Origin of the sequence: Treponema sp. OMZ 805, from assembly GCF_050937395.1 — a bacterium.
GTDB lineage: Bacteria > Spirochaetota > Spirochaetia > Treponematales > Treponemataceae > Treponema.
The window spans coordinates 97,105-122,891 of record NZ_JACCLP010000002.1 but is presented as its reverse complement, the minus strand read 5'-3'; the positions used below and the strand labels follow the sequence as shown (position 1 = coordinate 122,891).

Below are 25,787 nucleotides of genomic sequence, written 5' to 3'. Positions count from 1 at the left end.
GAGACTTATCTTTTCCGAATTGTGCAGGTGTCGCATGGATAACAGCTCATGTGCCTGCTGGCATAATGCACTGCTACATAATTGTTGAGAGATGCATCAACACTTCCGGCACCGAGTCCGTATGGTATCGCCCACAGGCACAGTGTACTATAGGAATGACTGACCGAAAAACCGAAGAGTGCAATAGCTGTCAGTAAAACACTGAATGCCGTTACTTTTCCGGCACCGAAAATCTTTGTCAACCGGTCGCTTTGGAGGCTGGAAACAATAGTCCCGCCTGCAATAATCATAAAAATAGCACCGGAATAGGACACGGGGACAGAAAGCTCCCGATACATCGCCGGCCATGCGGAACCTAATAGAGCATCCGGCAGTCCAAGACTGATAAACGCTGCGTAAATAATTGCGAGCAATATATGTATCATAATTTTTTCAGTATACTTCCTTGATTACTTCTTCCGCAATATCAGTATCGAACACGGAGGCATTTGCAGCCCTTTTAACACATCGGAATGATAGACGCGCCCATCCGTTAAGCTCTCATACTCACCTGCCGGAATGGAATGGAGCGAAACAAAGCCTTGAGCAAAATCCGCATTCACGATAACCAATATTTTTTCTTCATTATATTCGCGATATTCGCGCCAAAAGCCGAATTGCCGGTTTGCAACAAACTCCTGCCGGTACGAACCGCGCTGTAAGGCGGGATGCTGTCTGCGTATCTTTGCAAATGTTGTAATCGAGGTGCGGATAAACCCTGCATCAAAACCGGGAGCGGTAAAATCAGGAAGCTCGCCGAACGGCGGGAGCGGCGGACGCAGTTCATAATCGCAATTATGGCTCCGAACCCCTCTGATGCCGTACTCACTGCCGTAGTAAATGGACGGAATACCGGGAATGGTAAAAAGCAGTCCGTACAAAAGATGAATATGCTGCTCCGGCTTGTTGAGCACACTAACCGCGCGGTTTACATCGTGGTTGTCCACAAAATTATACAATGCACTGTCCCTGTACATTCCTCTTTCGCTATTGTATTCCCTGTCCAAATTATATGAAAGCTCATACATATTCTGATCATTCAAACACGACCAGAGCGCTTTATACATTTGATAATTTGTTACCGAATCAAGCCTGCCGTTCCGCACCCATTCGGCATAGTCGCCATGCACCACCTCACCCATCAGCCAAAAATCGGGCTTAATACTTCGGCAAAAAGCCCCCAGTGCATCAAGGAAGTTTTTACTTAACACATCCGCCGCATCAAGCCTGAGTCCGTCTATCCCAAATTCTTCAATCCACATTTTTACTGCACCAAAGAGATGCTCCCGCACTGCGCCGCTATCACCATTCAGCTTGACCAAATCCTTGCAGCCGGCCCAGCCTTCATACTCAAAGCAATCCCCCTGCGCACCCCGCCGGGAAAAATCAAGATTGACATACCAATCCTTATAGGCGCTGCCGTATCCATGCCGCTGAATATCCTTAAACGCAAAAAAATCCCGCCCCGTATGATTAAACACCGCATCCAGCACCACCGCAAAGCCCTTTTCGTGGCACCGGCGGCAAAACTCCTTAAACCGCTCATTATTCCCCAACCGGCGCTCCACATGATAATAATCCACCGTATCATACCCATGCGCCGTTGACTCAAACACCGGTCCAATCAGCAGCGCATTACACCCCAACGCCCGAATCTCATCCAACCACCCCGCCAGTTTCTCAAAAAAATCCCCCGCCGGACACGCAAAGTCATTCCTCTTAGCGCAATTCCCCATCCCCAGCGCATAAATATGATAAAAAACCTTATCTGAAAAAACTTGAGACATAGACACCTCCGTCATTTGTTTTATTTTTTTTAGTTTTGGGCGGCTTTTTGCGATACAATCGCAAAAACCAAGGTTTAACTGCGGCTGCTGAAATGGCGCAGCCTTGTTAAACGCCGAGTTTCGGCACCGCCGAAACATCGCCTATTTACGTGTACGCTATCGCGTACCAATTCAGTAGTCTCCAAAATGAATATTTTGTTCGACGGCTGAATTTATAAGAAGCTTTCGGGGTTCCGCCTCTCGGCTCCATTCCTCCGGAACGGCTTCGCCGCCCCTACAATCCTTTCCGTAAGCCTTTTGAAAAGAGACGATGTAGATACAAGGAGCTAGCTGAAAATAAAGCGCAGGCGTATCTTTGATACGTTGAGCATTTATTTTCAGCGTACGACGCAGTAGATGCGTCGTATATTTTCAAAAGCCCCCTTTCCGTCAGCCTTTTGGAAATAGACGGTACAGATACAAGGAATTAGGCAAAAAAGTACCGGAGGCGTATCTTTGATACGTTGAGGACACTTTTTTGCCGTATGACGAAGTAGATGTGCCGTATATTTGCAAAAGGTTAAGCGACACCGTAGACAAAGCTATGTATAACGCGATAAATCGTGTGATCATCTCTAGGCAGTTTGTTCTGTACACACAGCAGTGCTACCGAAATGACATTATTGTGGAACAAGATTGAGTACAGCTCCTCTTTCCCGCGCATATTGCCGAACTCGTTTGCGGATTTTATAAAAAATTCTGCGAATACCGAATAAAAACGCTGTTTTAACGGCGTGTAGACAGCCTCGGTTTCCGCATTGCCGGGTGCATTTAAGAGTATGCTGTGCAGATTAAAAAAATCCGGATACGCAAGAGCAAAATCGATTACTGCGGTCAGAATGCGTGTCAGGCTTTTAAGAAAATCGTGCTCGTACATCGCTGCATCACTCAAACGCTGCAGCAGCTCTGCTCCCTTGGAATCCGCTATTGCCTGCAAGAGTCCCTGCTTGCTTTTGAAAAAGTAGTACAACGTCGGTTTTGTAATACCGGCGTTATCGCAAATCTCCTGTACCCCAACTCCCTCATATCCCTTTTGAGAAAAAAGGCGTATTGCCGTGTTGAGAATTTCGTTTTTGCTGTTATCGTTTGTTGTTGTATCATTCATAACGTATACCAATCGGTATATAATATACCGATTGGTATACTATGTGTCAAGTGTTTTATGTTACTGAGGCTCACATACGTTCTTTTTTATGAATGGACAGGGGGTAATCGGTACGCTATAATAAAAAAATGATTGTAAGCAAAATCCCCGGCATTGAAGCTATTGCATTCGATATAGACGGCACGCTCTATCCTGCATGGAAGCTGACGCTGCGTGCCGTTCCGTTTTTTATCCGTCATATCCGTTTTATGAAAGCTTTTGGAAAAGTTCGTCATATTTTACACGGATACAGTTCATCTGATCCGGATAAAGTGCTGCCGGATTTTTTTAATGTGCAAAACGAATTGTTGGCAACTCATCTTAATATCTCCCCGCAAGAAGTAAGCGATTTTTTAGATAGAGAAATATATAGGGGGTGGAAAAAGAAATTTGTGCGTATCCGTCCGTATCCTTTTGCAAAAGAAGCGATCATACGATTAAAAGAGGCGGGATTTAAAATCGGTATTCTATCTGATTTTCCGCCCGAACAGAAAGGCTCCGTATGGGGCATTCTTCCGCTCTGCGATGTTGCATTGGACTCCGAAGCGCTCGGCGCTCTTAAACCTTCCCGAATCCCGTTTCTTAAACTTGCCGAAGCCTTGAACACGCCGTGCGAACGGATACTGTATGTTGGGAATAGTAAAGCCTATGATGTCGCAGGCGCTTCTTCAGTCGGTATGAAGACCGCTTATATCGAAAACCCGCTTGTTTCATTTTTTAGAAAAAAACCGCCGTATGCGGATATTTCCTTTTCAAACTATCGTCAATTCTTAAACTATGTGTTATAATAATATAATAAGTAGGATAATTTTAAAAACCGCTGTTTTTAGATGTGTCCGATCTATTCATTAAAACAGAATTTATTTTAAGTAAGGGTGGAACTTAGAATGTCAATGCAACTTTTGGTCTCCGCGATAACGCTTATGCTTTCTCTGATGCTGATTCTTTTTTTTCGGCAAATGGATAAAAACAGCCGTTCGATAGAAAAAGCAAAAAAATACGGCGACCGTGTTAAAGATGAAATAGAAGGGTTTGTTAAGGAACGGACGCAGAATTTGCGTGATGCGGCGATCGAGCTTGACGCAAAACTTTCGCAAGCCATTGCGGCTGTTAACCGGCTCGATTCCATATACAACGATTTTATGAAAAAATCCGATGTGTTGACTGCCCGTTCATCATCCATCGATGCAATAGAAAAAAATGTTGCGGGGGCGGAGGAGACTATTAAGACCGTTATGGATATGGCTGCTATTGCGGAAAAAAATCTTGCGCGGGTCAGTCAGGAATCCGACTTTGTCGATTCGCTTGCAAAAAAAATTACGGATGCACGGAGCGAATTGAATCATATTTCAAAACTGATGCCCGAAATGCAGGATAGCTTTTATAAGCAGAATCGTGAACATCTCCAGATGCTTGAAGAACAGCTTACTGCGGGTTTCAATAATACCATTAGCGCTTTTGAAAACAGGGTTGCCGGCGCAGAGAAAAAAAGTGCGGAGTTGCTTGAGGTAACCTCAATCCAATTGAACGACCTTTATAAAAAGGCGTTTACGGAGGCGAGCAAAAAAGCGCAAAACCTTGGCGATGAATCTTTTGCTAAATTGCAGAACCAGATGGAAATGCAGATGCAGCATTATAAGGCGGTGCTTGATGACCGTTCCGCAGCGCTTGAGGCGGAGATTACCGCCGGTATGGCCGAAAATAAAGCGCTTGCTCAAAAGTTTAAACAGGATTGGCAAGAGGAAGCGGATAAGTTGGAAAGTTCACTACATTCAAAGTTCAGCGCTGCGGAGATTGCCTTTACACAGCGCATCACCAATCTTGAAAAGGGCTTGGAGAAAACCGAGGCGGATATGCAGAATACGAACCGGCAGCTTGATTCGCGGCTTACGGAATTTGAAACGGGATTAAATACCCGCCTCGAAAAAACGGCGGCAAAGGCAGCGCAAAGCCTGACCGCGCTGTCCCAATCGGCAGATACAAAGTTTGCCGAATATAAAAAGCAAGCGACCTACTATTACGAAAAATTTGATAAGTCCATTGCCGGTATCGATAAGCTTTCTGCCGAGATGGAAAAAGCGCAAGAATCGGTAAAAGACCGGCTTTTGCAAGACTTTGGAAAACATACCTATACCATGCAGGAAAAATACAACGGATTCGAAAAACATTTTTCCGAACGGGCGAATGCGCTTGCCGGTCGCTTGCAGGAGATAACCGAACAGCTAAATGTGCTGCGTGAAGAATCGCAAGCCGCGCTCTCCGAAAAGCTGCATACTTTTGAAACCGATTTTGCAAGCGAGTTGACCCGCCGCAGCGATGCACTCAGCGGAGACATCCAAAAGCTGCGGAATGATGTTACCGAACGACTTGCGCTGATGGGATCGGAAAGCGAGTCGGCACGTAAGGATTTGGAAGATGCGTATAAACAGGATTTAAAAGCGCGGCTCGCGCAAACGGCGGAGGAGTACAAGGGGCACTTTGCAAAATTCAAAGAAGATATTGCCGCAATCGAAGAAGGAATTGCCAAACGTATTACGGCAAGCGACGAGGCGCTCTTAGCCTATAACACTCAGTTTAAAAATATGATGGATCAGACAAAGGAAAAAGCTCAAACATATATGCGCAATGAGCTTTCCGGTCTCAAGCTTGAACTGCAGGAATCGATGCGGCAGCAGAGTGTTGAAGTTGAAAATGTTACAAAAGAGGTAAAAAACTGGCTTGATACGGTTAAACAAGAATCGGGCGGGCAGCTCGATGCAGCAAAAAACGATTTTGAAACATGGAAGGCGCGTATCGATCAACAACTGGCAGAGATGCGGGCTACGGTAGACGAAAAAGTTGCTAATTTTACTGCATCGACGGAACGAGCTATCGAAGGCATCGGTTCAAAATACACCTCGTACTATAAAGATTTCAGTGTGAAAAGCGACGAGGCGCTTAAACTGATGCAGCAGAGAATCAATGATCTGAATGCAAAGGTGCAGAGTGCCGAAGAAGAATTTTCTGCACAGGTGCGCAGCGTTACCGAAACCTTTACGCGCGATGCGGAACAACTAACCAACGAGCTGGATAAACGGATAAATAACGCAACGGGAGAAGCAAGCCATTCGCTCGACAATATACGGGAGCTGGTACACGGCCTGCGCAGTGAAGTGGAAGAAACGCAGCATGATTTATTCGAAAAGATACGGCGCGATTCCGAGCAGCTGACCGAAACCGTAGAAGAAATCGATAAGCGGCAAAACGCCTTTATTACACAGACGCGCATATTTGATCGTGCAGACGAATTGAAGGCCGATTTGGAGCAGAACATCGAAAAGTTAAAGGCGGAAGTTACCCGTTTTGAAATCTACCGCAATACAATGGATGATCTGAACCTAAAATACGAAAAGGTAACCCATCTTGAAGAGGAAGCAACACAGAAAATCGCGCGATTTATGGGTGAGCGTAAAAATATTGAAATTTTGGAAAATGACTTTGCAAAACTGAGTGTGCTGTCCGAATCGATGGATAAAAAGCTTGTTGAGCTTGCTTCGGCTGATGATGAATTACAGCGCTATCAGGTACAGATTCGGCGTATTGAAGAAAGCATTGCCGATGTAAATACCCGCTATGACCGCTTGGAGAAAAAAGGTACCGTGCTCGACCAAACGGTACAGAGCATCGATGCTGCCTTTGAAGATTTAAAGACGGTTGAAAAAGATATTAAGTCGGTACAGAGTAAGCTCTACACCATTCCGCCCGAACTGCAGGATATTCAAGAAAAGATGGAGTATCTTATTTCCAATCAGGAAAAAGCGGAGAAGGCGCGGGAGCAGCTTGATACCATCGATGAATTGCTTGGAGAGCTTGAGGGGCGCATTGAAAAACTGCACAATGCCCGTGAATGGCTTGCCGGTACTGAAACGCGCTTACAAGATATATCGAAGAATTCCGAAAATCAGTTGAAACTGTTGGCGGATTTGGTTAAGGCCGAAAAACCGGTCAACAAAACGGAAGGTGCAACGACAGTCGGTACCCGTGAGAATGTGTTAAAGCTCTTTAGAAGCGGATGGACGCAGGACGCTATTGCCAATGCCCTCAATCTATCGCAGGGCGAGGTGCAGCTCATCCTAGAGCTTGCCGAAAAATAGGCTGACGCTACGCCACTTAAATACTGTATTTGTTTTCTCCCTTATTCTACCGGTGAGCAGCTTTAAAAATACCGTTAGCTTTTAGAGCTGGTATGGGAGTAGGGAGCTAGCGAGAGAGAAGACAGGTGCACCACACGGCGGCGGCCGTACCGCTGCCGATAATGCCGACCCCTTCGCCGGTTTTTGCTTTGACAAAAATTTGATCGATTTCTACCGATAGAATTTCCGCAATAGACCGGCGGATTGCCTCGCGGTACGGCAGAATTTTCGGCTTTTGGATTGCGATAACACAATCGGCGTTTTCAAGCTGCCAGCCTGCTGTCAGAATCCGTTCCCACACCGTTTTTAGGAGCATCCGGGAGTCGGCATTCTTCCACTGCGGATCATTCGGCGGGAAAAGCTCGCCGATGTCGCCAAGACAAGCAGCTCCGAGCAAGGAATCCGCAAGCGCATGGAGTAGTACATCCCCGTCCGAATGCCCCGCTTCCCCTTTTTCAAAAGGAATATGAACCCCGCCTAAGATTAACGGTCTGCCTTCAACAAGGGTGTGGAGGTCATAACCTAAGCCGATTCGTATCATAGTGTTTTCCTTAAAGGTCTTCGCGATAAGTGATTTTCTTGTTTTCCCGCGCTCCGGGGCAGATGTAAACAGCTCCGCAATATTGGGCATAGATTTCGCTGTCGTCGGTATAGGTATTGCCGTCATTGCAAGCTTGGCGATGGGCATAGAGCAACGGCTCAAAGCGGAAGCCCTGCGGTGTTTGTACGGCGGCAAGCAGGTCTCTTCTAAGATGCCGGATAATCTTTCCCGTTTTGTCCACTTCTTTTTGTGTGTCCGTTACAGGTATGGCAGGGACTGCCGCTCCGTATTGTTCGGTTGCCGTTAATACTGAAGTAATCACTTCGACGGAAACCCACGGACGCGCTCCGTCGTGTACCAGTATAAAGGTTATGTTTTTATCCGCAAGAGCTAACAGCCCCTTATACACCGACTCCTGCCGGGTTGCTCCTCCTTCAACGATATGGAGAGTATCTCGGTGTGTACTGAAAAAAGAAGAAAGCCGCGTATCTGCAGCAAGCAGTGAATAGACCGTTTCAACTTTACCCTGAGGCACGGTTATGACATAACAGCTAACACATCCTGCCGATACAAAAGCATAAAGACAGGCAGATAGCACCGATGTATGCGTATCGGTACTTAATGGAAGAAATTCTTTTTTTTCCCCGAAGCGTTGGGAACTCCCGGCCGCTGTAATCAGAACGGCATTATTCGCCGTCATCGAAATCGTCTTCGTCATCCATATCATTTATGTTATCGTCAAACATATCATCAACCTGATCTTGCTTTCCGACAGGAGCATTTTTACTTAAAACCTCCAGATATGAATGAATCAGCGCTTCAATTTCCGCCTTCGGTTTTTGCAGTGCGTAACAGAGCTCATCGTAAAAAATGCGATAGGCGGAATCGTATAATTTACGCTCTTGGATAGGGAGTTCTTTTATTTTACTGCGGTGGTAGAGTGAGCGGACGATGGAGGCATTGTCTAAAACGCTCCCCGTTTTGAATAAATCAAGGTTCATTTGATACCGCATCTTCCAATCACTTGGGATGGGGTCAAACTTTTCGGATAAAAACGCCAGTGCAGCTTGCGCTTCATCAGCGGAAACGATCGTCCTGATACCTAACTCAGTCGCCTTGAGGGCAGGCACAAGAACTGTCATGTCGGATTCATCAAAGTAAATGACGTAATACGTCAGCATTTCATCTTTGAATTTTTTTTCGCTTATTTCGACGATTTCTCCGACACCTTGACCGGGATAGACAACCCGTTCTTTCACTGTAAATGAACATTCAGTCATATATTGCCATCATAGCATAAAGAACGGCTTTGGTCAAAGGACATAGGGCAAACGCATCAGGTCAGTTTTTCATATCCGCCACGGACGGCGGCGGTGCTAATCAGCAACAAGTTTTTCGTTAGAAAAACTTGACACGAACAGTGTACAAGGACGTACAATGTTCGTGTTACCCGCGGAAAAATTGAGACTATTCGACCAGAGCTGCCAAGGATGGCAGTGGTTCCATATAGTAGCGATGTTTTGTGCACGCACAAAACTCGCCTTCAACTGATGTACATGGATGTACAACAGTTGAAGATGGTTCAAATGGTCTCACAGTCTCAATTTTTCCGCGATTTTTATCTACTCTGCCTGATACGTTTGCTCATTTACCGGAAAAATATGTAAAATTTTACATATCAAGGAAGGTAAACGCATCAGATTGTATTTTAATCTATCGGTGATTATTGTCCGATACTTATACTGAGGCTTATTGTTATGAACATAAAACTGAAAATCGGAATCTTATCGGGCATACTGGTTTTGTTATTGCTCATTGCAGCCGGAACTTTTATGCAAATTTCAAAACCGGCTGATACGCTTGAACAGCAGATTGTACAACTTGCCGGTTATGAACGTAATATGCTCTATGCACGAGGGACTATATATCGTTACGGCATTGCCGGTGTGCATATTCCTTCTTCTGTCATCAGCGCTTTAAGTAAGTATGAGCCGACGTTAGTTGCCGTGGAATATGCCACAGAAAAATATATGGAAAAAGATAGCACATTACGGAGCCGCCTTTCGGGGTATTTTACTTCTGCCCGTTCAATAAATGCGGAATTTACCACACTGATTAATGATTATAATCAGCTGGGCGCAGCAAAGACGAAACCGTTTGATGAAAAAAAAGTGGAAACAATTGAAAAACTGGTTGGTACTCATATTAACGATTTTGAGGCGGTATCCGGTGCATTAGAGAGCGCTGCCAGCCGGTATCGGAAACAAGCCGCAATTCTTTCGGGTATATTGATTTCGGTAACATGGCTGTTGGGGCTTTTTGTTACATGGGCACTGGTACAAACTATCTATACCATCTTACTTGCCCGTAATGCAAAAAGACGAATTGTATTAAAAGCGGGGCCAAAGACCGACGGAGCGCATGATACGGCGTCGCAGCTGCGGCTTGCTTCCGGTGCAACTTCTTTCCGGTCATCACAATCGGAGCAATCAGCAGAACCGGCACCCTTTACGTTTGGCAACCATGAAGCAGGAGTTTATACAGAATCAGCGGTAGCGGCGGCATCGTGGGGGACGAAAGAGCGCAGCAATATGGAAATCCGCGTTGCCGGTAATACGCGGCCCGATACAAAGGATAGCGCTTTTGCTGAAAGACGAGCAGCTATTCTTGAGCGCAATACACAGCTGGAACAAAATCTTGCCGATCTCCAGCGCAGCTATGATTCACTGGAAAAGAAACACACCGATTTGCAAGCAACGTATAAAACGATGCAGATGACAGCAGAAAAAGAGCGCGACGGATATCATCACTCAGCAGCTCAGATGAAAGAAGTTCTTTCTTCGGTACAGCAAACCGCTGAAAACCATCGTACCGATTCCGAAACGGCGAAAAAACTGGTGGAAACATTTAAAACCGGACATCAGCTGTTCAAAACTACCCATGATCACATGCAGTTTATCATTCAAAACGTTTCGAAAATCCAAGAAATGTCTGAAATTATCGAAAGTATTGCAGAACAGACGAAGATGTTGAGTATGAATGCAGCAATTGAAGCAGCGCACGCCGGCGATGCCGGTAAAGGGTTTGCTGTTGTTGCGGAAGAGCTAAGTCGTCTTGCTGCCGCTGCACTGGAAAGTTCTCATGATATAGGCGGAACCATAAAACAAGTGGTAACCGTCATCACCGGCATTGGAACCACCAGTGATGAACTTGATCAATCCTTTGAAAAAATCCATTTGCAAACGGATGCCATCTATACATCGCTGGTAGACTTTTCTTCAAAAATTGAAAAAACCGGCGACGAGGCGAAAACGGCTCTAATGCACTTTTCTACCTTAAAATAGGTTACAGTTGCATACCGTTCAATAACGCTTTGAGCGCAGCCAGTTCTTCTGCAGTAAGCGTAACCCCTTTTCCCATTTTTTCGTGATCGGGAGACCAACTGCGGAGATCGTATTTGGGGTTGCGCCCATTCCATGCCACCGAGTTTAATTCCATCGTCCATCCGCTTTTTGAAGTAGAAAGAACCCCATGTTTTTGAGTAATTTCATAGCTAAATTCATCCGCCATAATTCCCTCCATGTATGTGTTATAGCATAATCTCATCGATAGGGCTAGCAAACAAAAATTATTTTACTTTTTTTGTTATACATGCTTGACATAAATGTAATCTTTTGCTAACATACCATCATACAAGAAGTTTCTTGTAAGGAGGTTGCTATAAGTCAAAGGCGTTCGTAAAAAGTATTGATAAGTGTGAATGATTTATACTCTATTTTTAAACCGCTCCATCTTGCATACTCCTGGAGCGGTTTTTTTATACTCGTTGCAACAGAAACTCGCTTTATGAATTTATCTTGGACAAATGTGGAGATTACTTTCCGGTACCGAACGCGCGCTTGATTGTTTCGGCGAGGTTTTCTACGCGGGATATGCCTTGTATTGCAGGTTCCGGTTCATCGCCGTCGCCGGCGGCTGCCGGAACGTAGAGCTGGGTAAAGCCGAGGCTCTGTGCGGTTTTAATCAGCGGCTTTAAGCGGCGTACCGGTCTAATCTCACCGGCAAGACTGAGTTCTCCGATAAACGCTTCGTTTTTATGCGCGGGGATATCCGTTCGTGCAGAGTAAAGCGCAAGCGCCAAGGCCAAATCGATTGCCGGTTCCCGCAGCCGGATGCCGCCGGCAACATTGATATAAATGTCCTGATCGGAGAACCGCAAGCCTATCCGTTTTTCCAGTACGGCGGCGACGCGGCTTACCCGTGCGGAATCTACCTTATCGGAAAATACGCGCGTCATCGTGCCCTTAGCGGGTACCGTCAGCGCTTGAATTTCTACCATAAATACACGGCTGCCTTCAAACACCGGCACGGTTGCAGACCCTGCAGGAAGCTCACCCTGCCGCTGAATGATAAAAAGCGCGGCGGGATCCTGTACGGCAGCCAAGCCTTTTTCATCCATCCTGAAAATCCCCAGCTCATCTACCGAACCGAAACGGTTTTTAAGGGCGCGGAGGAATCGCACATCATCTTCGTTCCGCTCAAAAGAGATAACAGTATCGACCATGTGCTCCAGAACCTTCGGCCCTGCGATGACGCCTTCCTTCGTTACATGAGCGGTAAGAAAGAGCACTGCATCCCGCTCCTTTACCCACTGCACCAATTCGTTGGCGCAGTATTTGAGCTGATTGATCGTGCCCGGGATGGTTCCCGCCTGCGGGGAAAAGAGCGTTTGTACCGAATCGATGATGACGATAAGCGGGTTGAGATTATTTAATACTTTTTCGATATTTTCTACCGAATTGGTGCAGAGTAGTTCGATGTTTTTGAGCGGAACGCCGAGCCGATCTGCACGACCGCGTATCTGACCGGCGGACTCTTCACCGGACACATAGAGCGTCCGCTGCCCTACCGCGCCGGCTGCTGTTGCAGCTGCCGCTTGCAAGAGCAATGTTGACTTTCCGATACCGGGTTCGCCGCCGATCAATACCGCCGAGCGCTTTACCGCGCCGCCGCCGAGCACCCTGTCAAATTCCGAAATGCCGGTTGTAATGCGGACGGTATCGTGTACCTCAACCTGTTCAAGCGGGATGGGATGCGCTTCGTCCGTTTGCCGCCCGGCAGCGGCGCTCGAAGCAAAGCCGGGGGTAAAGTCCGCTTCTTGGAATTGCTCCTCCAAGGTATTCCATTCGCCGCAGCCGGGACAGCGCCCGAGCCATTTCGGCTGGCTGTACCCGCATGAGCTGCACCGGAATATCTGCCCGCCGGCCTTCTTTTTTGCCATCCCCTTCGTTACCTATTCATCGTTCCGTTCGGAAAGGGTAAGCGTCAGTTTTACGGTCTTATTTCCGCGGAGCACCGTTACGGCGATGCTCTCATTCGGTTTTTTATCTTCCAAAACAGCGTAGTATTCGCTCAAGTTGCTGACAGCCTGACCGGCAATTTCGGTGATGATGTCGCCGCCGAGATAGATAACCGCAGCGCGCTTCCCAATACCGTAGCGGACGGCATTTGCTCCACCGCGAAGCCCCGCCTTTTCGGCATTACTGTTCTTTTTAACGCGGGAAACCAATAGCCCGCGCTGCACCGACAACCCTGCATAGTTTGCAATCGACGCGTTCAGCTGTACCAACTCCGCATCGATGGAAGCGCGGCGGACTTTTCCGTACTTGATAATCTCGGATACTACCCGTTTTGCCGTGTTGATGGGCACCGCAAAGCCGACGCCTGCGGAACTACCCGACGTAGAATAGATCATCGTATTGATACCGATCATCCTGCCGTCGGAATCGAGGAGCGGTCCGCCCGAGTTGCCGGGATTGATGGCCGTGTCGGTTTGAATCATATTTTTGATGATAACGTTTTTATCGGTTTGGATCGGGCGGCCGAGGGCGGACACAATACCGACCGTCAGCGTTCGTGTTAAGCCGAAGGGGTTCCCGATTGCGAGTACCCGCTGTCCCACCTTGAGTCCATCCGAATCGCCGAATTTTATCGTCGTCAACTGAGTGTTTGCAGGCGGGTCGAATTTGAGCACCGCAAGATCGTTTTCACGGTCTACCCCGATAATCTTTGCGCTGTATTGGCTGCCGTCCGAGAGAGATACGAATATCTTTGTCGCGTCCTCGATAACGTGAGTGTTGGTAAGGATGTAGCCGCGGCTATCAATAATCGAACCGGAGCCGGAACCACCTTCCTGCGGAATCGGTTCAAGGAACCAGTTTACCCCGACCGTTTCCGTGGTGATATTGACAACCGCATCATTGGTATTTTCGTACACCGAAATATTTTGCTTTTCTTCTGCGGTGTAACGGCTCGCCGGTTCCGCGGCAGCGGTCAGATACGGGCTTGTCTGCTCCGCCGATTCGGAAACACCCACACTCCCGCTGTTTTCGGCGCTACTACTCCGGACGCCGTTCTGCTGCGCAAGGGCACTGTTACTTTCAGCCAATGCTTCAAGCTCGGCTGCGGCCTCTCCCTGCGGTGTATTCGTTCCATGCCCTAAATAAAAGCCTGCCCCGTAAGCAGCAAGCGCAATAAAACAGCCGATAACGGCTGCAGAAAGAATCAGCTGTCTTCTAGTGTAAAGCTTCATACGCGCCCCTCTTAAAAATTATACCGGTATTCTAAGGAAAACCTCTAAAAAACTGCGGCTTTTAGCAGTTTCTGTTATAAATATACAAAAAAAAAGCCTACCCGCCAATAGAAAAGAATCAGGACAAACGCTGAGTTTTTGCCCTTTCAAAAAACAACATTCTCCTGTATAATTGGACATCTCTAAAAACTCAAGCTTTTAGAGGTTCTCAATTGATCTATCGAATCGATAGTACGGAGGACACAAAAAGTATGGAAAACCCGCTTGTTACAAAGAAGTTGCGCAAAACAAAAGCACGGAACTTGATCATCAGTATTTTATCTCAAGATAAAGATAAGGCATTCTCTGTCGAAGAACTGCATGAAGCCTGCGGGGAGGAGCTGCAAATTGACTTATCGACGGTGTATCGAACAATGCATACACTTGCCGAATCCAATTTTGTAACAAAGAGCATACATCCTGACGGAAAAGCCTATTTTCAGATTGCATCTCAGCAAGGAACAGAACATCACCACCGAATTGTATGCAGTAAGTGCAGGGCTTCGGCCGATATTGCCGTTTGTCCGCTTCACGATTTAGAAGACCAAATCTTATCCGAAACGGGCTTTACCATGACATCACACAGTATAGAACTTACCGGTCTTTGCCCCGCCTGCAAAGCTGAAGAGGAAGCGCAGCATACTATAGGGCATCCCTAAACAACTGAGATTTTTAGAGGTTCCCTATACCTTAAATTTTGAAACTTCTTCAGCCAAATTTTCAATACTCCGTTTATTCTTCTGTGTAATTGCATTCACTTCCTGCACGGCATTATTAATTTGTGCAGCTCCCGATGCCATTTCGTTTATACTTTCCGTGATAACACAAGTCAGATTGTCGAGTTTTTGCATTTCCTGCGAAGCTTTTTCTCCGCCTTTCAACATTTCTTCCGAACCGGTTTGCACTTCAACCGTTACCGTATTAATGCTCTTAATAGCTGCCAGTACTTCCTTACTACCATTCTCCTGTTCCTGCATCGATTCGGTAACCTGTGTACTCATGGCTTTTACCTGCTCTGCAAGATTAAAGATCGCATTAAACTTTTCTTCAACAGTTTTTGACGAAGCAGAAAGCATTTCAATTTCACTTGATAACATTTTCAATGTAGCGGTAATGCTTTTGCCTTGTGCTGCAGAATCTTCGGCAAGCTTACGGATTTCGTCTGCTACAACGGCAAATCCTTTTCCAGCTTCTCCTGCATGAGCAGCTTCTATTGCAGCATTCATTGCAAGTAAATTCGTCTGCGATGCAATGTGCTGAATAACACTTGATGCTTCCAAAAGAGAACCCGATTCTTCTGCGATTTTCTGTGTTACAGTATTAGAGGTAACAATTGTTGCCTTGCCGTCACCGGTTGCAGCGGTAAGCTCTTTGATAACAGAGTCTGTTTTCTCAAGCGTTTTTCCGATTGATGCGATATTTGCAACCATTTCTTCTATCGATGAAGAAGATTGCACGACACTTGTCGCCTGCATCTCGATACCGGCATTCAGTTGTGTAATTGTACGAACAATCTCTTCAATAACGGCAGCTGTTTCAGTGACGCTTGCTGCTTGAGTTATCGCCTGCTGCTTTACCTCATCGATGTTTGCACTAATCTCATGTACTGCACTCGCCGTTCCTGTCATATTAGATGCAAGTTCATTACCTACTTCTTTCATTATGCTCGTGTTTGTTCCGACTTGGTGAATAGACGCCGCAATTTTTGAAAGCATTTTATTGAAATATTCAGATAATAGCGCTATTTCATCTTTCCCATGAATTGGCAATCGGAATGTCAAATCCCCATCTCCTTGAGCAATATCTTTAAGCGCAGAAGCAGTATTACTCAATGGTTTGCTTACGGTTTTTCGTATTGAAAAATACAGCAACGAAATAGATATTCCTATTACAATGATTGTTACAAGCAGTGGGATTTCTGCAATGGTAAACATACCGGGTAAAAAATCATCCACAGGCGCAATAAATACAATATTATACGGAAGATTTGCAATCTGTCGTCCGCTGTATATCATCTTGCCTCTTTTTCCATCTTTCCATGTTTTTATATCAGGATATTGCGGAATCTCATTCATCGTTTCCGGTAAATATTCTTTTAATGATACGCCAAAACTTTCATTATTTGACGAAATAACGATATTATCATTTTCATCCGTTACAAATAGGATCGAATGTGCAGACGGTAGTGTTTGTTTCATTGTCTCAACCGATTCGTCAAGATCAAGCCCTACGCCAACAATCCCTAATAATTCTGATTCTTGATTATAAACGTGTGCATTGATCCACAACCCCATCACACCGGTCTCTTTGCTTTTGTTGATATTGAATGTTACTTTTTCTTTCAACTTTATCGTTTTAAAAAACCATGCATCCGCCGGTTCACTTTCCTTCAAGAGGGAATAATGAACCTTTTTATTTGCGTCCACTATATAATAATCTTTTGTCTGTGTACTTGATACCCAAGAAGAGATAATACGTTTTTCAGAAGCAAACTCTTCAAGACGACGTATAATAGCATTCTTACTTTCGCCTTCAGGCGTACCATCGTCCAACCAATCAATAAGTATTTGATTATTTGCCCACGCTTCTGAACGAGAATATCCGAACAATAAATCGGACTGTAAATCGATGCTTGCCATCGATAAAACTCCCGGAACGCCTTTGTAAAATTGTCGTTCAACTAATTGGCGAACAGAAAAAACCGAAAACCCTAATATAACACATGCCGCAATAGAAACCGTCAGTGCCATTGAAAGTGTCAGTTTAGAACGTAACGTCATATACATCTCCTTTAAAAATTAAGCAGACTGATCGAATGTGTCAGGGGGATATCTTTTAAAAGCCGTATTGGTCTTAAAAGATATCCCCCCTCGCAACAAAGTCTATAATGCTATTAGAATGCTATATAGAACATCTCTAAAAATCTCAGGTTTTAGAGGTTTCCCATAAATTTCTCCTTACTGTAACGGATAAGTACAGGTATCCGCTATAAATAAATCTTCTTCTATAATACCCCCCCCCCCCCTCAAAAGTCAAGCAAAAAAATGCTTTTTCTTGGACAGAAAAGAGAGATGGTATCCCCCTTGCCTAAGCGGAACCGGGTAGACAAAATAGATAAAATAGCATGATCTTAACGACTTGCAATTTGCTACAGAAGTCCTACAGAGTGTATAAAAACTATATTCAAAACTGTCACGAAGAATTTATCCGCTTTATGTTCGCTTTTGAAATTAAGAATTACGGATAGGGGAAATGCGTGTAAACGGCGCCGAAAAAGGCCTTGATAACGGCAAACAGCTCTTTCCGCCGCTCGGAATCTACCGTGTGCAGCTCTTTTAAAATGTGCAGCGAATGAGCAAGTCCGTTGGCGGTTAATTCGCTCATTGTTTCCGCACCGGTGCCGAACATAACCGCAAACAATGTTTCGATAAATTCTTTCCGCTCGTTATCATCAAGGTGAGAAAGCCATTCCCGCATGGTTTTTTCCGCAAAATAGCTTTCCTTTGTCCGCCCTTGCTGATAGGTTACAAACTCATCTCGTTTAATTTGCCAAGAAAACGCATCATGCTGCCAGAAGGTGTTGGTTTCGGCGCTTTCAATAACGGTATAATGCGGCAGATAGGATAAAAGCACGCCGACGACAGACGACTGCGGAATAAAAGAAGCGGTTTTAGGGATAATCGCTTGAAATCCGCTCCGCTGTTCGATATCAAACGCAAAACCGGGACCGTCAAAACAGAACACCCGCTCAATCAGCTCCCGTATCGAAGCGGCGGCAGTCCCAGCCGCATAGAGCGCAAGGTTTCCGCCCTTGGAATGCCCCGCAATGGAGAGCTTTTCGATACCGCACATACCGAGCGCTTCCGCCGCTGCCGAAAGATAATCCGCCGCCGAAGCATGAGAGGGGATGGGGTCGGGAAGGCTCAAAAGGCAGTCTTCTTTCCATCCGATTATACTATCGTCCGTACCCCGATAGACAACACAGGCACACCCCGTTGGAAGTATGGCAGTTATTGCTGCGAACTGCTTATCCGCATTGCGATCAATTTCATTTACAAAGCCTTTTAAAAGAATGGAACCGAAGCGCTCCGTTTCCGCAGCAGTTTTAAGTAAATCGGCAGTGAGCGGATTGATAAACACACCGAACTCTTCGGGGGTTCCGCGCGTAGAATCGGCGGCATAGAGATGCGCAGCTTCCTGCAGCGTAATACCGTCATCAAATTGAGCGGAAACAATATCGAAAAAGTTAAGGTAAGAAAGCTGACACAGTACCAGCGCATCTATCGCATTGAAGGGACGCGCCTCAAAAGGAAGATCGCCGCGCCAGATTACATAATCGGAAAGATTTGCCATCGACTGTTATGTTCCTGCAATGCTATTTTGCAGCAATTTTATTATAGAGCGCATCAAGGTCTGCCTGCGAAAAGTACGAAATATACACGATACCTTTTTCAAGATCGCCTTTAATTTCAACCTTTGTGCCGAGCGCATCGATAAATTGCTGCTCAATATCCTTGACCGCAAGCTGCGCGTCATCCGCATCCGGTCGGCTTACCGGCTGCTGCGCTGATTTTTTCTGTCCGGTACGGCTGCCGTTTTTCAACTGAGCCGCCTGCATCTCCGCGTCACGCACCGAAAGAGCCTGCTCCGTAATGCGGGTAAATAGCAGCGTTTGATCCGCCGGATTGATGAGCGAGAGAATTGCCCGCGCATGACCTGCGGTGATGGCGCCTTTTTCGAGCGCTGTCTGCATTTCGTCGGGCAGCTGTAAAAGCCGCATCGCATTGGCAACTGCCGATCGGCTCTTCCCTACCCGCTTGGCGGTCTCCTCCTGATTAAGATTGGACAGCTGCATAATCTCCTGATATGCCTTAGCCTCTTCAATCGGATTGAGATTTTCCCGCTGAATATTTTCGATCAGCGCAATTTCAAGCTTTTTGCTATTTTCAAATTCACGGAAGATGACCGGTACCCGCGTAAGCCCCGCTAAAAGCGCCGCCCTCGTTCTCCGCTCTCCCGCAATAATATAGTAGTCATCGCCGTTTTTTTCCGCGATAATCGGCTGGATAATCCCGTGTTCTTTGATGGACGCGGCAAGCTCCTGCAAACTATCTTCATTAAAAGTACGGCGGGGCTGAAACGGATTGGGTTTTAATAGCGCGGGGTCAAGCTCAATCGGAGCGGAACCGACAGTATCGGCGCGATTTTGAGTACCGGCTTGTTGCGCCGCTTCTCCTCGCATCACATTCTGCTGCGGCATTACAGACAAACCGCTATCCGATTGTACATCCGAAGATTGTGCAGCGGCATCGTTTGAGCACAAATCCGTGATATCGGGAGGAAGCAAGGAGTCGAGTCCTTTGCCCAGTGCAGATTTAGGCACGGTCAAGCACCTCCTGAGCAAGTTTTTCGTAGCTGCGGGCGCCGATACAGGAAGCGTCATACTTGCAGATGGGCAGCCCGTGGGAGGGCGCTTCGGAGAGGCGGACATTGCGCGGGATAATCGTACTGCATACGCGGTCTTTAAAATAGGCGGTAACCTGCTGCACAACTTCCTGTGCGAGCTTTGTGCGGGAATCGTACATCGTGAAAAAGATACCGCCGATTTTAAGGCGGGGATTGATTTTTTCCTGCACTCTTTTAACGGTTTGCAAAAGGAGCGTTAACCCCTCAAGTGCAAAATATTCACACTGCAGCGGAATAAACACTTCATCCGCAGCGGCAAGCCCGTTCAGCGTTAAAATTCCCAACGACGGGGGGCAATCAATTAAAATATATTCATATTCTTCTTTCAGGAGCGCGAGATTGTCGCGGAGAAAAAATTCTCGGGATTGCTGATCAACCAATTCGATAGTGGCGCCCGATAAATTGATATCAGCGGGGATTGCATACAAGTCCTTAACCGCCGTCGGTCTGACCGTTTTTTGAATAGGGATTTTTCCGGCAAGCGCATCATAAATACTCGGCTGCTTTTTGGAAATCCCGACACCCGACGACATATTACCCTGCGGATCAAAGTCCACAAGCAGCGTCTTTTTCCCTGCCTGTGCAAAGTATGCGCCGATATTGACGGCGGAAGTGGTCTTCCCTACCCCGCCTTTCTGGTTAACAAAAACGATACTTTTCCCCATACGGGGCAGTATACCGCATTTCCTCAAGAGATAAAAGGGCATTTATTGACTTTTCGCTGAATAATGACGATATTTAAAGCTATGAATTCAGATACTTCAAAGACTTTAGATACGCCGAACGAGGTGGATACATCAACTCAGAAAGAAGAAAAGGCGGTTATTCCAATCGAAGAGCTTTTGCCTAAAAAAATCAATCTTATTCCGCTGAACGGTCGGCCTATTTATCCGGGGATTTTTACCCCGCTGCTGCTCAACGATGCCGACGACATCCGCTCCGTCGAAGAAGCGTACGGCAGCACCGGTTTTATCGGCCTTTCGCTGTTAAAAAACGAGACGGAAGAGCCGGGCGCCTCCGATGTGTATCAAATAGGAGCCGCTGCGCGGATTATCAAAAAAATCAACCTGCCTGACGGCGGTATCAATATTCTTATTTCAACCTTGAAGCGGTTCAAAATCCGCAAAGTTGTCAACGAGAAAAAACCGATTGTCGTAGCGGTTCAGTATCTCGAAGATGAAGAAGAGAATACGGTTGAGGTAAAGGCGATGCTCCGCGGACTGATCGGAGAGATGAAAGAACTTTCCGAAAACAACCCGCTCTTTACGGAAGAGATGCGGCTCAACATTGTCAACATCGACCATCCGGGAAAGATTGCGGACTTTACTGCCAGCATTCTGAATATTCCGAAAGAGGATCAGCAAAAGATATTGGAAACCATCAACGTCCGTGAACGGATGGAAAAGGTTTTTGTTCATATCAAAAAAGAAAAAGAGCTGCTCGATGTTCAGCGGAAGATTCAGGCAGATCTGAATACGCGGATTGAAAAAAATCAGCGCGAATACTTCCTGCATGAAGAGCTCAAAAGTATCAAAAAAGAGCTGGGCTTAAGTTCCGATCCAAAGGATGCCGATGAAGAGAAATTCCGCAAGCTGATCGACTCGTTCCATTTTGAAGGTGAAGTAAAAGAGACGATAGAAGCCGAGTTTGAAAAATTCAAGTTTCTCGAGCCGAATTCGCCTGAGTACATTGTCGGACGGAATTATCTTGAAACCGCGCTGACACTCCCGTGGAACCCTCCCGAACCGGAAGCGTATAATATAGAAGAAGCGAAAAAAGTTTTGGATGCGGATCACTACGGGTTGGAGGATGTAAAGAAGCGGATTATCGAATACCTTGCGGTGCGGAAACTGAAAAACGATACGAAGGGCTCGATTGTTTTGCTGGTGGGGCCGCCCGGTGTCGGTAAAACGAGTGTCGGCAAGTCGATTGCCCGTGCGATGAATAAACCGTTTTTCCGGTTCTCGGTGGGCGGTATGCGAGATGAGGCTGAAATTAAAGGTCACCGCAGAACGTACATCGGCGCGATGCCCGGCAAAATTTTGCAGGGATTAAAAATCGTGAAAACAAAGGCGCCGGTCTTTATGATTGACGAAATCGATAAGATGGGGCAAAGCTATCAGGGCGACCCATCCAGTGCCTTGCTTGAGGTGCTCGACCCCGAACAGAATGTTTCGTTCCGCGACCACTACCTCGATCTGCCGTTTGACCTGTCGCATATCGTATTTATCCTGACGGCGAACACGCTTGACGGTATTCCGCGCCCGCTACTCGACCGCGCCGAAGTTATTCAACTCGCGGGTTATATCGATTCTGAAAAAGTAGAAATCGCAAAGCACTATCTGCTGCCGAAAAGCCTTGAAAAAAACGGCTTAAAGAAAACGCAGGTGAAATATTCCAAGCAGATACTGCTGCATATTGCGAACGGCTATGCGCGGGAGGCGGGAGTACGCAACTTTGAAAAGAACCTCGATAAGCTCCACCGTAAAATCGCCGTTGAGCTGGTTACCGGCGAGCGCGGCGAAAAAGACATATTTGCGCCCGATACCGCCGAAATCGAAAAGATGCTCGGCAAACCCATTTTCCGCGACGACGATATCAAATACGCAAAAGTTCCCGGCACGGCGATCGGGCTTGCATGGACGAGTATGGGCGGCGATACGCTGCTGATAGAAGCCTTATCGAATAAGGGCAAGGGGCAGTTCCGCCTGACCGGTCAGATGGGTAATGTGATGAAGGAGTCCGCCTCGATTGCATGGACATGGGTGCGCCACTTTGCCGATGCGCACGGTATTGCAAGCGTCAAGTGGTTTGAAAGCCACGTTATCCACCTGCACATTCCGGAAGGCGCAACTCCCAAAGACGGCCCCTCCGCCGGCATCACGATGACTGTTGCGCTGCTTTCGCTGTTGTCCGGTAAAGTCATTAAACCGAAGCTCGCCATGACCGGCGAACTCTCTCTGACCGGTCAGGTACTCCCAATCGGCGGCTTAAAAGAAAAAACCATCGCCGCCCGCCGCAACGGCATCAAGGAGATTATCATCCCTGCCGCGAATATCCGCGACCTTGAAAAAATCCCCGAGCACATAAAGAAAGGCATTCAGTTCCATCCTGTTACTAGGATGGAGGAGGTTATACAATGTGCCTTCCCCCACACCTTTTGAAATATACGGCACATCTACTTCGTTGCTGCGCACAAATTAATCCTCAACGTATCAAAGATACGCCTGCGGTTAATTTGTGCTTGCGCCTCGTATCTGCGCCGTCTATTTCAAAAGGCTTACGGAAAAGTTGTATACCGCGTGCAGCTTCTGAAAATGCTCAACGTATCAGAACGCCCAAGGATGGGCGGGGAATAAGTCAGAAACAAGTTTTGGAACAAAACTTGTCCTCTACCGATGTACATGGACGTACATCGGTAGAGAGGTACACGGATGTACAACTGCTTAACAGTCTATTTCAAAAGGCTTACGGAAGGGCATCTACTTCGTTGCTACGCAAAAATAAATGCTCAACGTAGCAGAACCGTCACGGATGTCCGTGGTTCCAGCAGAATCGAGTTCGCAATGCGGACTCGTCGTCAGAACGCCCACGGATGGGCGGGAGCGGTCAAGCAGAGAAAAAACTAAAAAGTTTTGCTTTTCTACTTGACAAAAAACATAGGAGTTTTGGCACAAAACTTGTCCTCTGCCGATGTAACAAGGAGATACATCGGCAGAGAAGTACAAGGAGGTACATTTTTGGACGAGGCTGTAAGGATTTTGAAGACTACCGATAGGTGCTTTTGCATGCTCGGCGCAGTGGTTCGTACTCCATAAGATGGGCTTTTGGCTAAAAAAGGAAGAGGTTAATACCCCCGACGCAAAGCATCAGGGTACAGTGTACAAATAAAAAAGCCTGCTCCGCGTGGTGCGGAACAGGCTTTTAAGTTTAGCTATGAGACCAAATATGGCTTAGTAGCTAACTTTGAGAGAAAGAACAAAACGACCTCTGTGTTCGCTGTCGATAACAGAGGACTTAATGATACCGCTGTGAGTATCAGTGTTAATTTTGCCATGACTCCATTTTGCCGTTACTTCAACCTTTTCAACAGGGCTGTAAGTTACACCAAGGTTATAAACAAGACCAACAGCTTGAGTACCATGGTTGGTTTCAAGCCAAAGATTTGCGAACGGCTTTATCCACATAGAATCGTTGATATTAACCGTATATGCACCCCAAACCTTTGTAAAGAACGGGAATTTAGAGCTACCGAGCAGTTTGTACATACCGATATAGACACCTGCATCCAAACCTTCAACAAGGTTGGTCGCATCCTCTTTATCGCCCTTTGTTGCAAACTGAGCAAATACTGCCATATCAATTTTGCTACTTCCAACTTTTGTATTGGCAGAAGCAACATACACACCTGCGCCTACCCATTTGTATTCAGCAGTAAATACGGTATCCCAGTCAAATGCTTTGTTATCAAACACATATTTACCATCAAAACCAGCCTTTAACTTTAATCCATCCATCGGCTCTGAGGTTACTTCAAAACCGAGATTAAGAAGACCATCATCAACCTTTTTATACTGTTTACCAAATGTAGAGTTAACGGTAAAGGCAACTGTAAGCATTTTATCAAGCGGCTTCATAGAAAAATCAAAGCCGATTCCGTAGTGATACACCTCGGCATCGCCATTCTTTGTAGCGGTAAAATAATAGTCACCAGCCGGCGGGAACCACAGAGGATCGCCATTCCATGTGCCCTTACCACCACCTTCGGTCCACTTCCAGTCCTTTGTATCAGGATCGTATATGTAGATATATTCACCCCCTTCCAATCTGGTAGAACCATCAAAATGTTTCATATGCTGGATTGCAGACGGATCGTCAGGAGCCCAGTTGCTGCTGGAACCAAGTTTTAAACCGACATCCAAGGCCATCAAGTCCTTGTTTGCATAGCCGATCTTTGTACCATAGCCACCAAATGAGGGCTTAAATCTATAGTCTTCTGGTATATACTGATCGGTATCAACAGGTTCCCATATTTTAGCATAGTCTGTTGCAAAGCTCGGCTTATTGAAGACGGTTACATAAGCGTCATAGATAACCAATTTAGCGGCAAGTTTGTCTACCTTCCCGTCCATGATAAAACGTCCACCGCTATCTTTTTCGCTGACAAGATTCAGCCCCACATCCTTTAAAGTAACTTCGCCGTATACGGGTACATCACTCTTGGTAGAAGTTTTATTAGCCTTCTTGAGGAGCGGGAATGTTACGTTCCAAGAAGCTTCGTTCTTGAATCCGTTCTTAAAACCCGGTTTAGTCTTTGAGCCAAGGTCAAATCCCCAGCTTAAGGTTGCGTCGGCTTCAATATCGACGCTCGGTTCGGTAGTTGTAGCTTCTTCTGCCCACACAAAAGTAGCAGCAAAAAGAATAGTCAAGCTTACGAGTAGATATTTTTTCATAATGAAAAATACCTCCTTTAATACTTTTTTGGCCAAAGCGTAACACGCTTTTTAGCGACCAACTTTAATTAGATATATGCTATAAGATTTTTTTTCATTTGTCAATCATTAATTTTGTAACTTTTTTGCTTTTTTTTTGTTACACGCAATCTCTCTTCCATATAATCATAAAAGCAAGAGTTATCCTCGCTTCTGTAAAATTGAGAAAGTAATGACAGCGATCCGCATGAAGCGATAGTTTTGAACACCGGAACGATTGGGGAAAGTGATACGCCTATTCCGATGCGGAGATAAATCCCTTTGTGAGCTATCTTGCAGTAAAAGAAAAAGTCGCTGCTTCAAGTCAAAATCAAGCGCTTGCCGCTCTTTTGTTTCCCTAACCGCGGTGGTCTTGGCGAGCAAAGCCCTATAGATAGGCTGTAATTTTTCTTTAGCCTGTTTAGTGATGATAGGTCTAATCCGGCTGTTGATGCTGTGTGCAGGTTAATATTATGGCAGAAAGATTTAATTTCTTA

The 25,787-nt window shown here is 46.1% G+C and carries 19 protein-coding genes and 1 pseudogene; 6 read left to right on the top strand and 14 right to left on the bottom strand.

Translation table 11 applies throughout. The annotated features are described in order from the left end of the window. Positions 1–5: 5 nt before the first annotated feature. The 3 genes from HGH47_RS02320 to HGH47_RS02310 all read right to left on the bottom strand — a co-directional run bounded on the left by HGH47_RS02320 (position 6) and on the right by HGH47_RS02310 (position 2,970). On the bottom strand, positions 6–425 hold the full coding sequence (locus HGH47_RS02320; protein WP_432910088.1) for an MFS transporter: 420 nt from the start codon (positions 423–425) through the stop codon (positions 6–8). 24 nt (positions 426–449) lie between these two features. Then, on the bottom strand, positions 450–1,826 hold the full coding sequence (locus tag HGH47_RS02315; RefSeq protein ID WP_432910085.1) for an alpha-amylase family glycosyl hydrolase: 1,377 nt from the start codon (positions 1,824–1,826) through the stop codon (positions 450–452). A 559-nt stretch (positions 1,827–2,385) separates the two neighbouring features. After that, on the bottom strand, positions 2,386–2,970 hold the full coding sequence (locus HGH47_RS02310; RefSeq protein WP_432910083.1) for a TetR/AcrR family transcriptional regulator: 585 nt from the start codon (positions 2,968–2,970) through the stop codon (positions 2,386–2,388). 128 nt (positions 2,971–3,098) lie between these two features. Between HGH47_RS02310 and HGH47_RS02305 the strand changes: the two genes are divergently transcribed. Together HGH47_RS02305 and HGH47_RS02300 are read left to right on the top strand one after the other, a co-directional pair. Next, the gene (locus HGH47_RS02305) at positions 3,099–3,797 is read left to right on the top strand and encodes an HAD family hydrolase (RefSeq protein ID WP_206182417.1); all 699 of its coding nucleotides are present in this window, start codon (positions 3,099–3,101) and stop codon (positions 3,795–3,797) included. Positions 3,798–3,896: 99 nt separating this feature from the next. After that, positions 3,897–7,142: a SpiroCoCo family coiled-coil protein gene (locus HGH47_RS02300; protein WP_432910079.1), complete on the top strand. Its 3,246-nt coding sequence runs from the start codon at positions 3,897–3,899 to the stop codon at positions 7,140–7,142. Between the two features lie 106 nt (positions 7,143–7,248). On the opposite strand, the gene ispF is transcribed toward HGH47_RS02300, so the two are convergent. Genes ispF through HGH47_RS02285 form a run of 3 tightly spaced genes read right to left on the bottom strand, consistent with a single transcriptional unit; the run spans position 7,249 to position 9,002 of the window. Further along, positions 7,249–7,722 (bottom strand): 2-C-methyl-D-erythritol 2,4-cyclodiphosphate synthase, encoded by a 474-nt coding sequence (ispF, locus tag HGH47_RS02295; RefSeq protein WP_212565469.1) that lies wholly within the window; start codon positions 7,720–7,722, stop codon positions 7,249–7,251. 10 nt (positions 7,723–7,732) lie between these two features. Next, positions 7,733–8,449 (bottom strand): IspD/TarI family cytidylyltransferase, encoded by a 717-nt coding sequence (locus HGH47_RS02290; protein ID WP_432910076.1) that lies wholly within the window; start codon positions 8,447–8,449, stop codon positions 7,733–7,735. Further along, positions 8,409–9,002 carry a CarD family transcriptional regulator gene (locus tag HGH47_RS02285; RefSeq protein WP_212565471.1) on the bottom strand — a complete coding sequence of 198 codons (594 nt, stop codon included), beginning with the start codon at positions 9,000–9,002 and terminating at the stop codon, positions 8,409–8,411. Before HGH47_RS02285 ends, HGH47_RS02290 begins: the two co-directional genes overlap by 41 nt. A 477-nt stretch (positions 9,003–9,479) precedes the next feature. Between HGH47_RS02285 and HGH47_RS02280 the strand changes: the two genes are divergently transcribed. After that, a complete protein-coding gene (locus HGH47_RS02280) occupies positions 9,480–11,066 on the top strand; it encodes a methyl-accepting chemotaxis protein (RefSeq protein ID WP_432910073.1) in 1,587 nt (528 codons plus the stop codon). A gap of 1 nt (position 11,067) precedes the next feature. On the opposite strand, the gene HGH47_RS02275 is transcribed toward HGH47_RS02280, so the two are convergent. The 3 genes from HGH47_RS02275 to HGH47_RS02265 form a co-directional block, all read right to left on the bottom strand. Then, positions 11,068–11,292, bottom strand: coding sequence for a YdbC family protein (locus HGH47_RS02275; RefSeq protein WP_212565473.1), 225 nt, complete (start codon positions 11,290–11,292; stop codon positions 11,068–11,070). A gap of 304 nt (positions 11,293–11,596) precedes the next feature. Then, entirely contained in the window at positions 11,597–13,003 is a 1,407-nt protein-coding gene (gene radA, locus HGH47_RS02270; RefSeq protein ID WP_432910070.1) for a DNA repair protein RadA, read from the bottom strand. A gap of 12 nt (positions 13,004–13,015) precedes the next feature. Further along, entirely contained in the window at positions 13,016–14,314 is a 1,299-nt protein-coding gene (locus tag HGH47_RS02265) for a S1C family serine protease (RefSeq protein ID WP_212565475.1), read from the bottom strand. Between the two features lie 251 nt (positions 14,315–14,565). Between HGH47_RS02265 and HGH47_RS02260 the strand changes: the two genes are divergently transcribed. Beyond that, positions 14,566–15,012 carry a Fur family transcriptional regulator gene (locus tag HGH47_RS02260; protein ID WP_432910067.1) on the top strand — a complete coding sequence of 149 codons (447 nt, stop codon included), beginning with the start codon at positions 14,566–14,568 and terminating at the stop codon, positions 15,010–15,012. Positions 15,013–15,036: 24 nt separating this feature from the next. On the opposite strand, the gene HGH47_RS02255 is transcribed toward HGH47_RS02260, so the two are convergent. The 4 genes from HGH47_RS02255 to HGH47_RS02240 all read right to left on the bottom strand — a co-directional run bounded on the left by HGH47_RS02255 (position 15,037) and on the right by HGH47_RS02240 (position 20,484). Continuing rightward, entirely contained in the window at positions 15,037–17,133 is a 2,097-nt protein-coding gene (locus HGH47_RS02255) for a methyl-accepting chemotaxis protein (RefSeq protein WP_432910064.1), read from the bottom strand. Between the two features lie 457 nt (positions 17,134–17,590). Continuing rightward, positions 17,591–18,706 (bottom strand): Mbeg1-like protein, encoded by a 1,116-nt coding sequence (locus tag HGH47_RS02250; RefSeq protein WP_432910061.1) that lies wholly within the window; start codon positions 18,704–18,706, stop codon positions 17,591–17,593. Positions 18,707–18,728: 22 nt separating this feature from the next. Continuing rightward, positions 18,729–19,736 (bottom strand): ParB/RepB/Spo0J family partition protein, encoded by a 1,008-nt coding sequence (locus tag HGH47_RS02245; RefSeq protein WP_432910058.1) that lies wholly within the window; start codon positions 19,734–19,736, stop codon positions 18,729–18,731. Continuing rightward, on the bottom strand, positions 19,729–20,484 hold the full coding sequence (locus HGH47_RS02240) for a ParA family protein (protein WP_212565479.1): 756 nt from the start codon (positions 20,482–20,484) through the stop codon (positions 19,729–19,731). Before HGH47_RS02240 ends, HGH47_RS02245 begins: the two co-directional genes overlap by 8 nt. A gap of 63 nt (positions 20,485–20,547) precedes the next feature. Here HGH47_RS02240 and lon point away from each other — a divergent pair, with 63 nt between their 5' ends. After that, positions 20,548–22,983: an endopeptidase La gene (gene lon, locus HGH47_RS02235; protein ID WP_414162749.1), complete on the top strand. Its 2,436-nt coding sequence runs from the start codon at positions 20,548–20,550 to the stop codon at positions 22,981–22,983. 789 nt (positions 22,984–23,772) lie between these two features. Here the strand turns inward: lon and HGH47_RS02230 are convergent. Continuing rightward, positions 23,773–25,272 carry an MSP porin gene (locus HGH47_RS02230; RefSeq protein WP_432910053.1) on the bottom strand — a complete coding sequence of 500 codons (1,500 nt, stop codon included), beginning with the start codon at positions 25,270–25,272 and terminating at the stop codon, positions 23,773–23,775. Positions 25,273–25,550: 278 nt separating this feature from the next. On the opposite strand from HGH47_RS02230, the pseudogene HGH47_RS02225 reads away from it, so the two are divergent. Then, a pseudogene (locus tag HGH47_RS02225) lies at positions 25,551–25,646 on the top strand (phage integrase N-terminal SAM-like domain-containing protein); the annotation flags it as partial. Positions 25,647–25,787: the final 141 nt, after the last annotated feature.

What these genes read in the sequence shown, in the direction of transcription:
- HGH47_RS02320 (WP_432910088.1), bottom strand. Translation starts at nt 425, where the DNA reads ATGATACATATATTGCTCGCAATTATTTACGCAGCGTTTATCAGTCTT.
- HGH47_RS02315 (WP_432910085.1), bottom strand. Translation starts at nt 1,826, where the DNA reads ATGTCTCAAGTTTTTTCAGATAAGGTTTTTTATCATATTTATGCGCTG.
- HGH47_RS02310 (WP_432910083.1), bottom strand. Translation starts at nt 2,970, where the DNA reads ATGAATGATACAACAACAAACGATAACAGCAAAAACGAAATTCTCAAC.
- HGH47_RS02305 (WP_206182417.1), top strand. Translation starts at nt 3,099, where the DNA reads ATGATTGTAAGCAAAATCCCCGGCATTGAAGCTATTGCATTCGATATA.
- HGH47_RS02300 (WP_432910079.1), top strand. Translation starts at nt 3,897, where the DNA reads ATGTCAATGCAACTTTTGGTCTCCGCGATAACGCTTATGCTTTCTCTG.
- ispF (WP_212565469.1), bottom strand. Translation starts at nt 7,722, where the DNA reads ATGATACGAATCGGCTTAGGTTATGACCTCCACACCCTTGTTGAAGGC.
- HGH47_RS02290 (WP_432910076.1), bottom strand. Translation starts at nt 8,449, where the DNA reads ATGATATGGATGACGAAGACGATTTCGATGACGGCGAATAATGCCGTT.
- HGH47_RS02285 (WP_212565471.1), bottom strand. Translation starts at nt 9,002, where the DNA reads ATGACTGAATGTTCATTTACAGTGAAAGAACGGGTTGTCTATCCCGGT.
- HGH47_RS02280 (WP_432910073.1), top strand. Translation starts at nt 9,480, where the DNA reads ATGAACATAAAACTGAAAATCGGAATCTTATCGGGCATACTGGTTTTG.
- HGH47_RS02275 (WP_212565473.1), bottom strand. Translation starts at nt 11,292, where the DNA reads ATGGCGGATGAATTTAGCTATGAAATTACTCAAAAACATGGGGTTCTT.
- radA (WP_432910070.1), bottom strand. Translation starts at nt 13,003, where the DNA reads ATGGCAAAAAAGAAGGCCGGCGGGCAGATATTCCGGTGCAGCTCATGC.
- HGH47_RS02265 (WP_212565475.1), bottom strand. Translation starts at nt 14,314, where the DNA reads ATGAAGCTTTACACTAGAAGACAGCTGATTCTTTCTGCAGCCGTTATC.
- HGH47_RS02260 (WP_432910067.1), top strand. Translation starts at nt 14,566, where the DNA reads ATGGAAAACCCGCTTGTTACAAAGAAGTTGCGCAAAACAAAAGCACGG.
- HGH47_RS02255 (WP_432910064.1), bottom strand. Translation starts at nt 17,133, where the DNA reads ATGACGTTACGTTCTAAACTGACACTTTCAATGGCACTGACGGTTTCT.
- HGH47_RS02250 (WP_432910061.1), bottom strand. Translation starts at nt 18,706, where the DNA reads ATGGCAAATCTTTCCGATTATGTAATCTGGCGCGGCGATCTTCCTTTT.
- HGH47_RS02240 (WP_212565479.1), bottom strand. Translation starts at nt 20,484, where the DNA reads ATGGGGAAAAGTATCGTTTTTGTTAACCAGAAAGGCGGGGTAGGGAAG.
- lon (WP_414162749.1), top strand. Translation starts at nt 20,548, where the DNA reads ATGACGATATTTAAAGCTATGAATTCAGATACTTCAAAGACTTTAGAT.
- HGH47_RS02230 (WP_432910053.1), bottom strand. Translation starts at nt 25,272, where the DNA reads ATGAAAAAATATCTACTCGTAAGCTTGACTATTCTTTTTGCTGCTACT.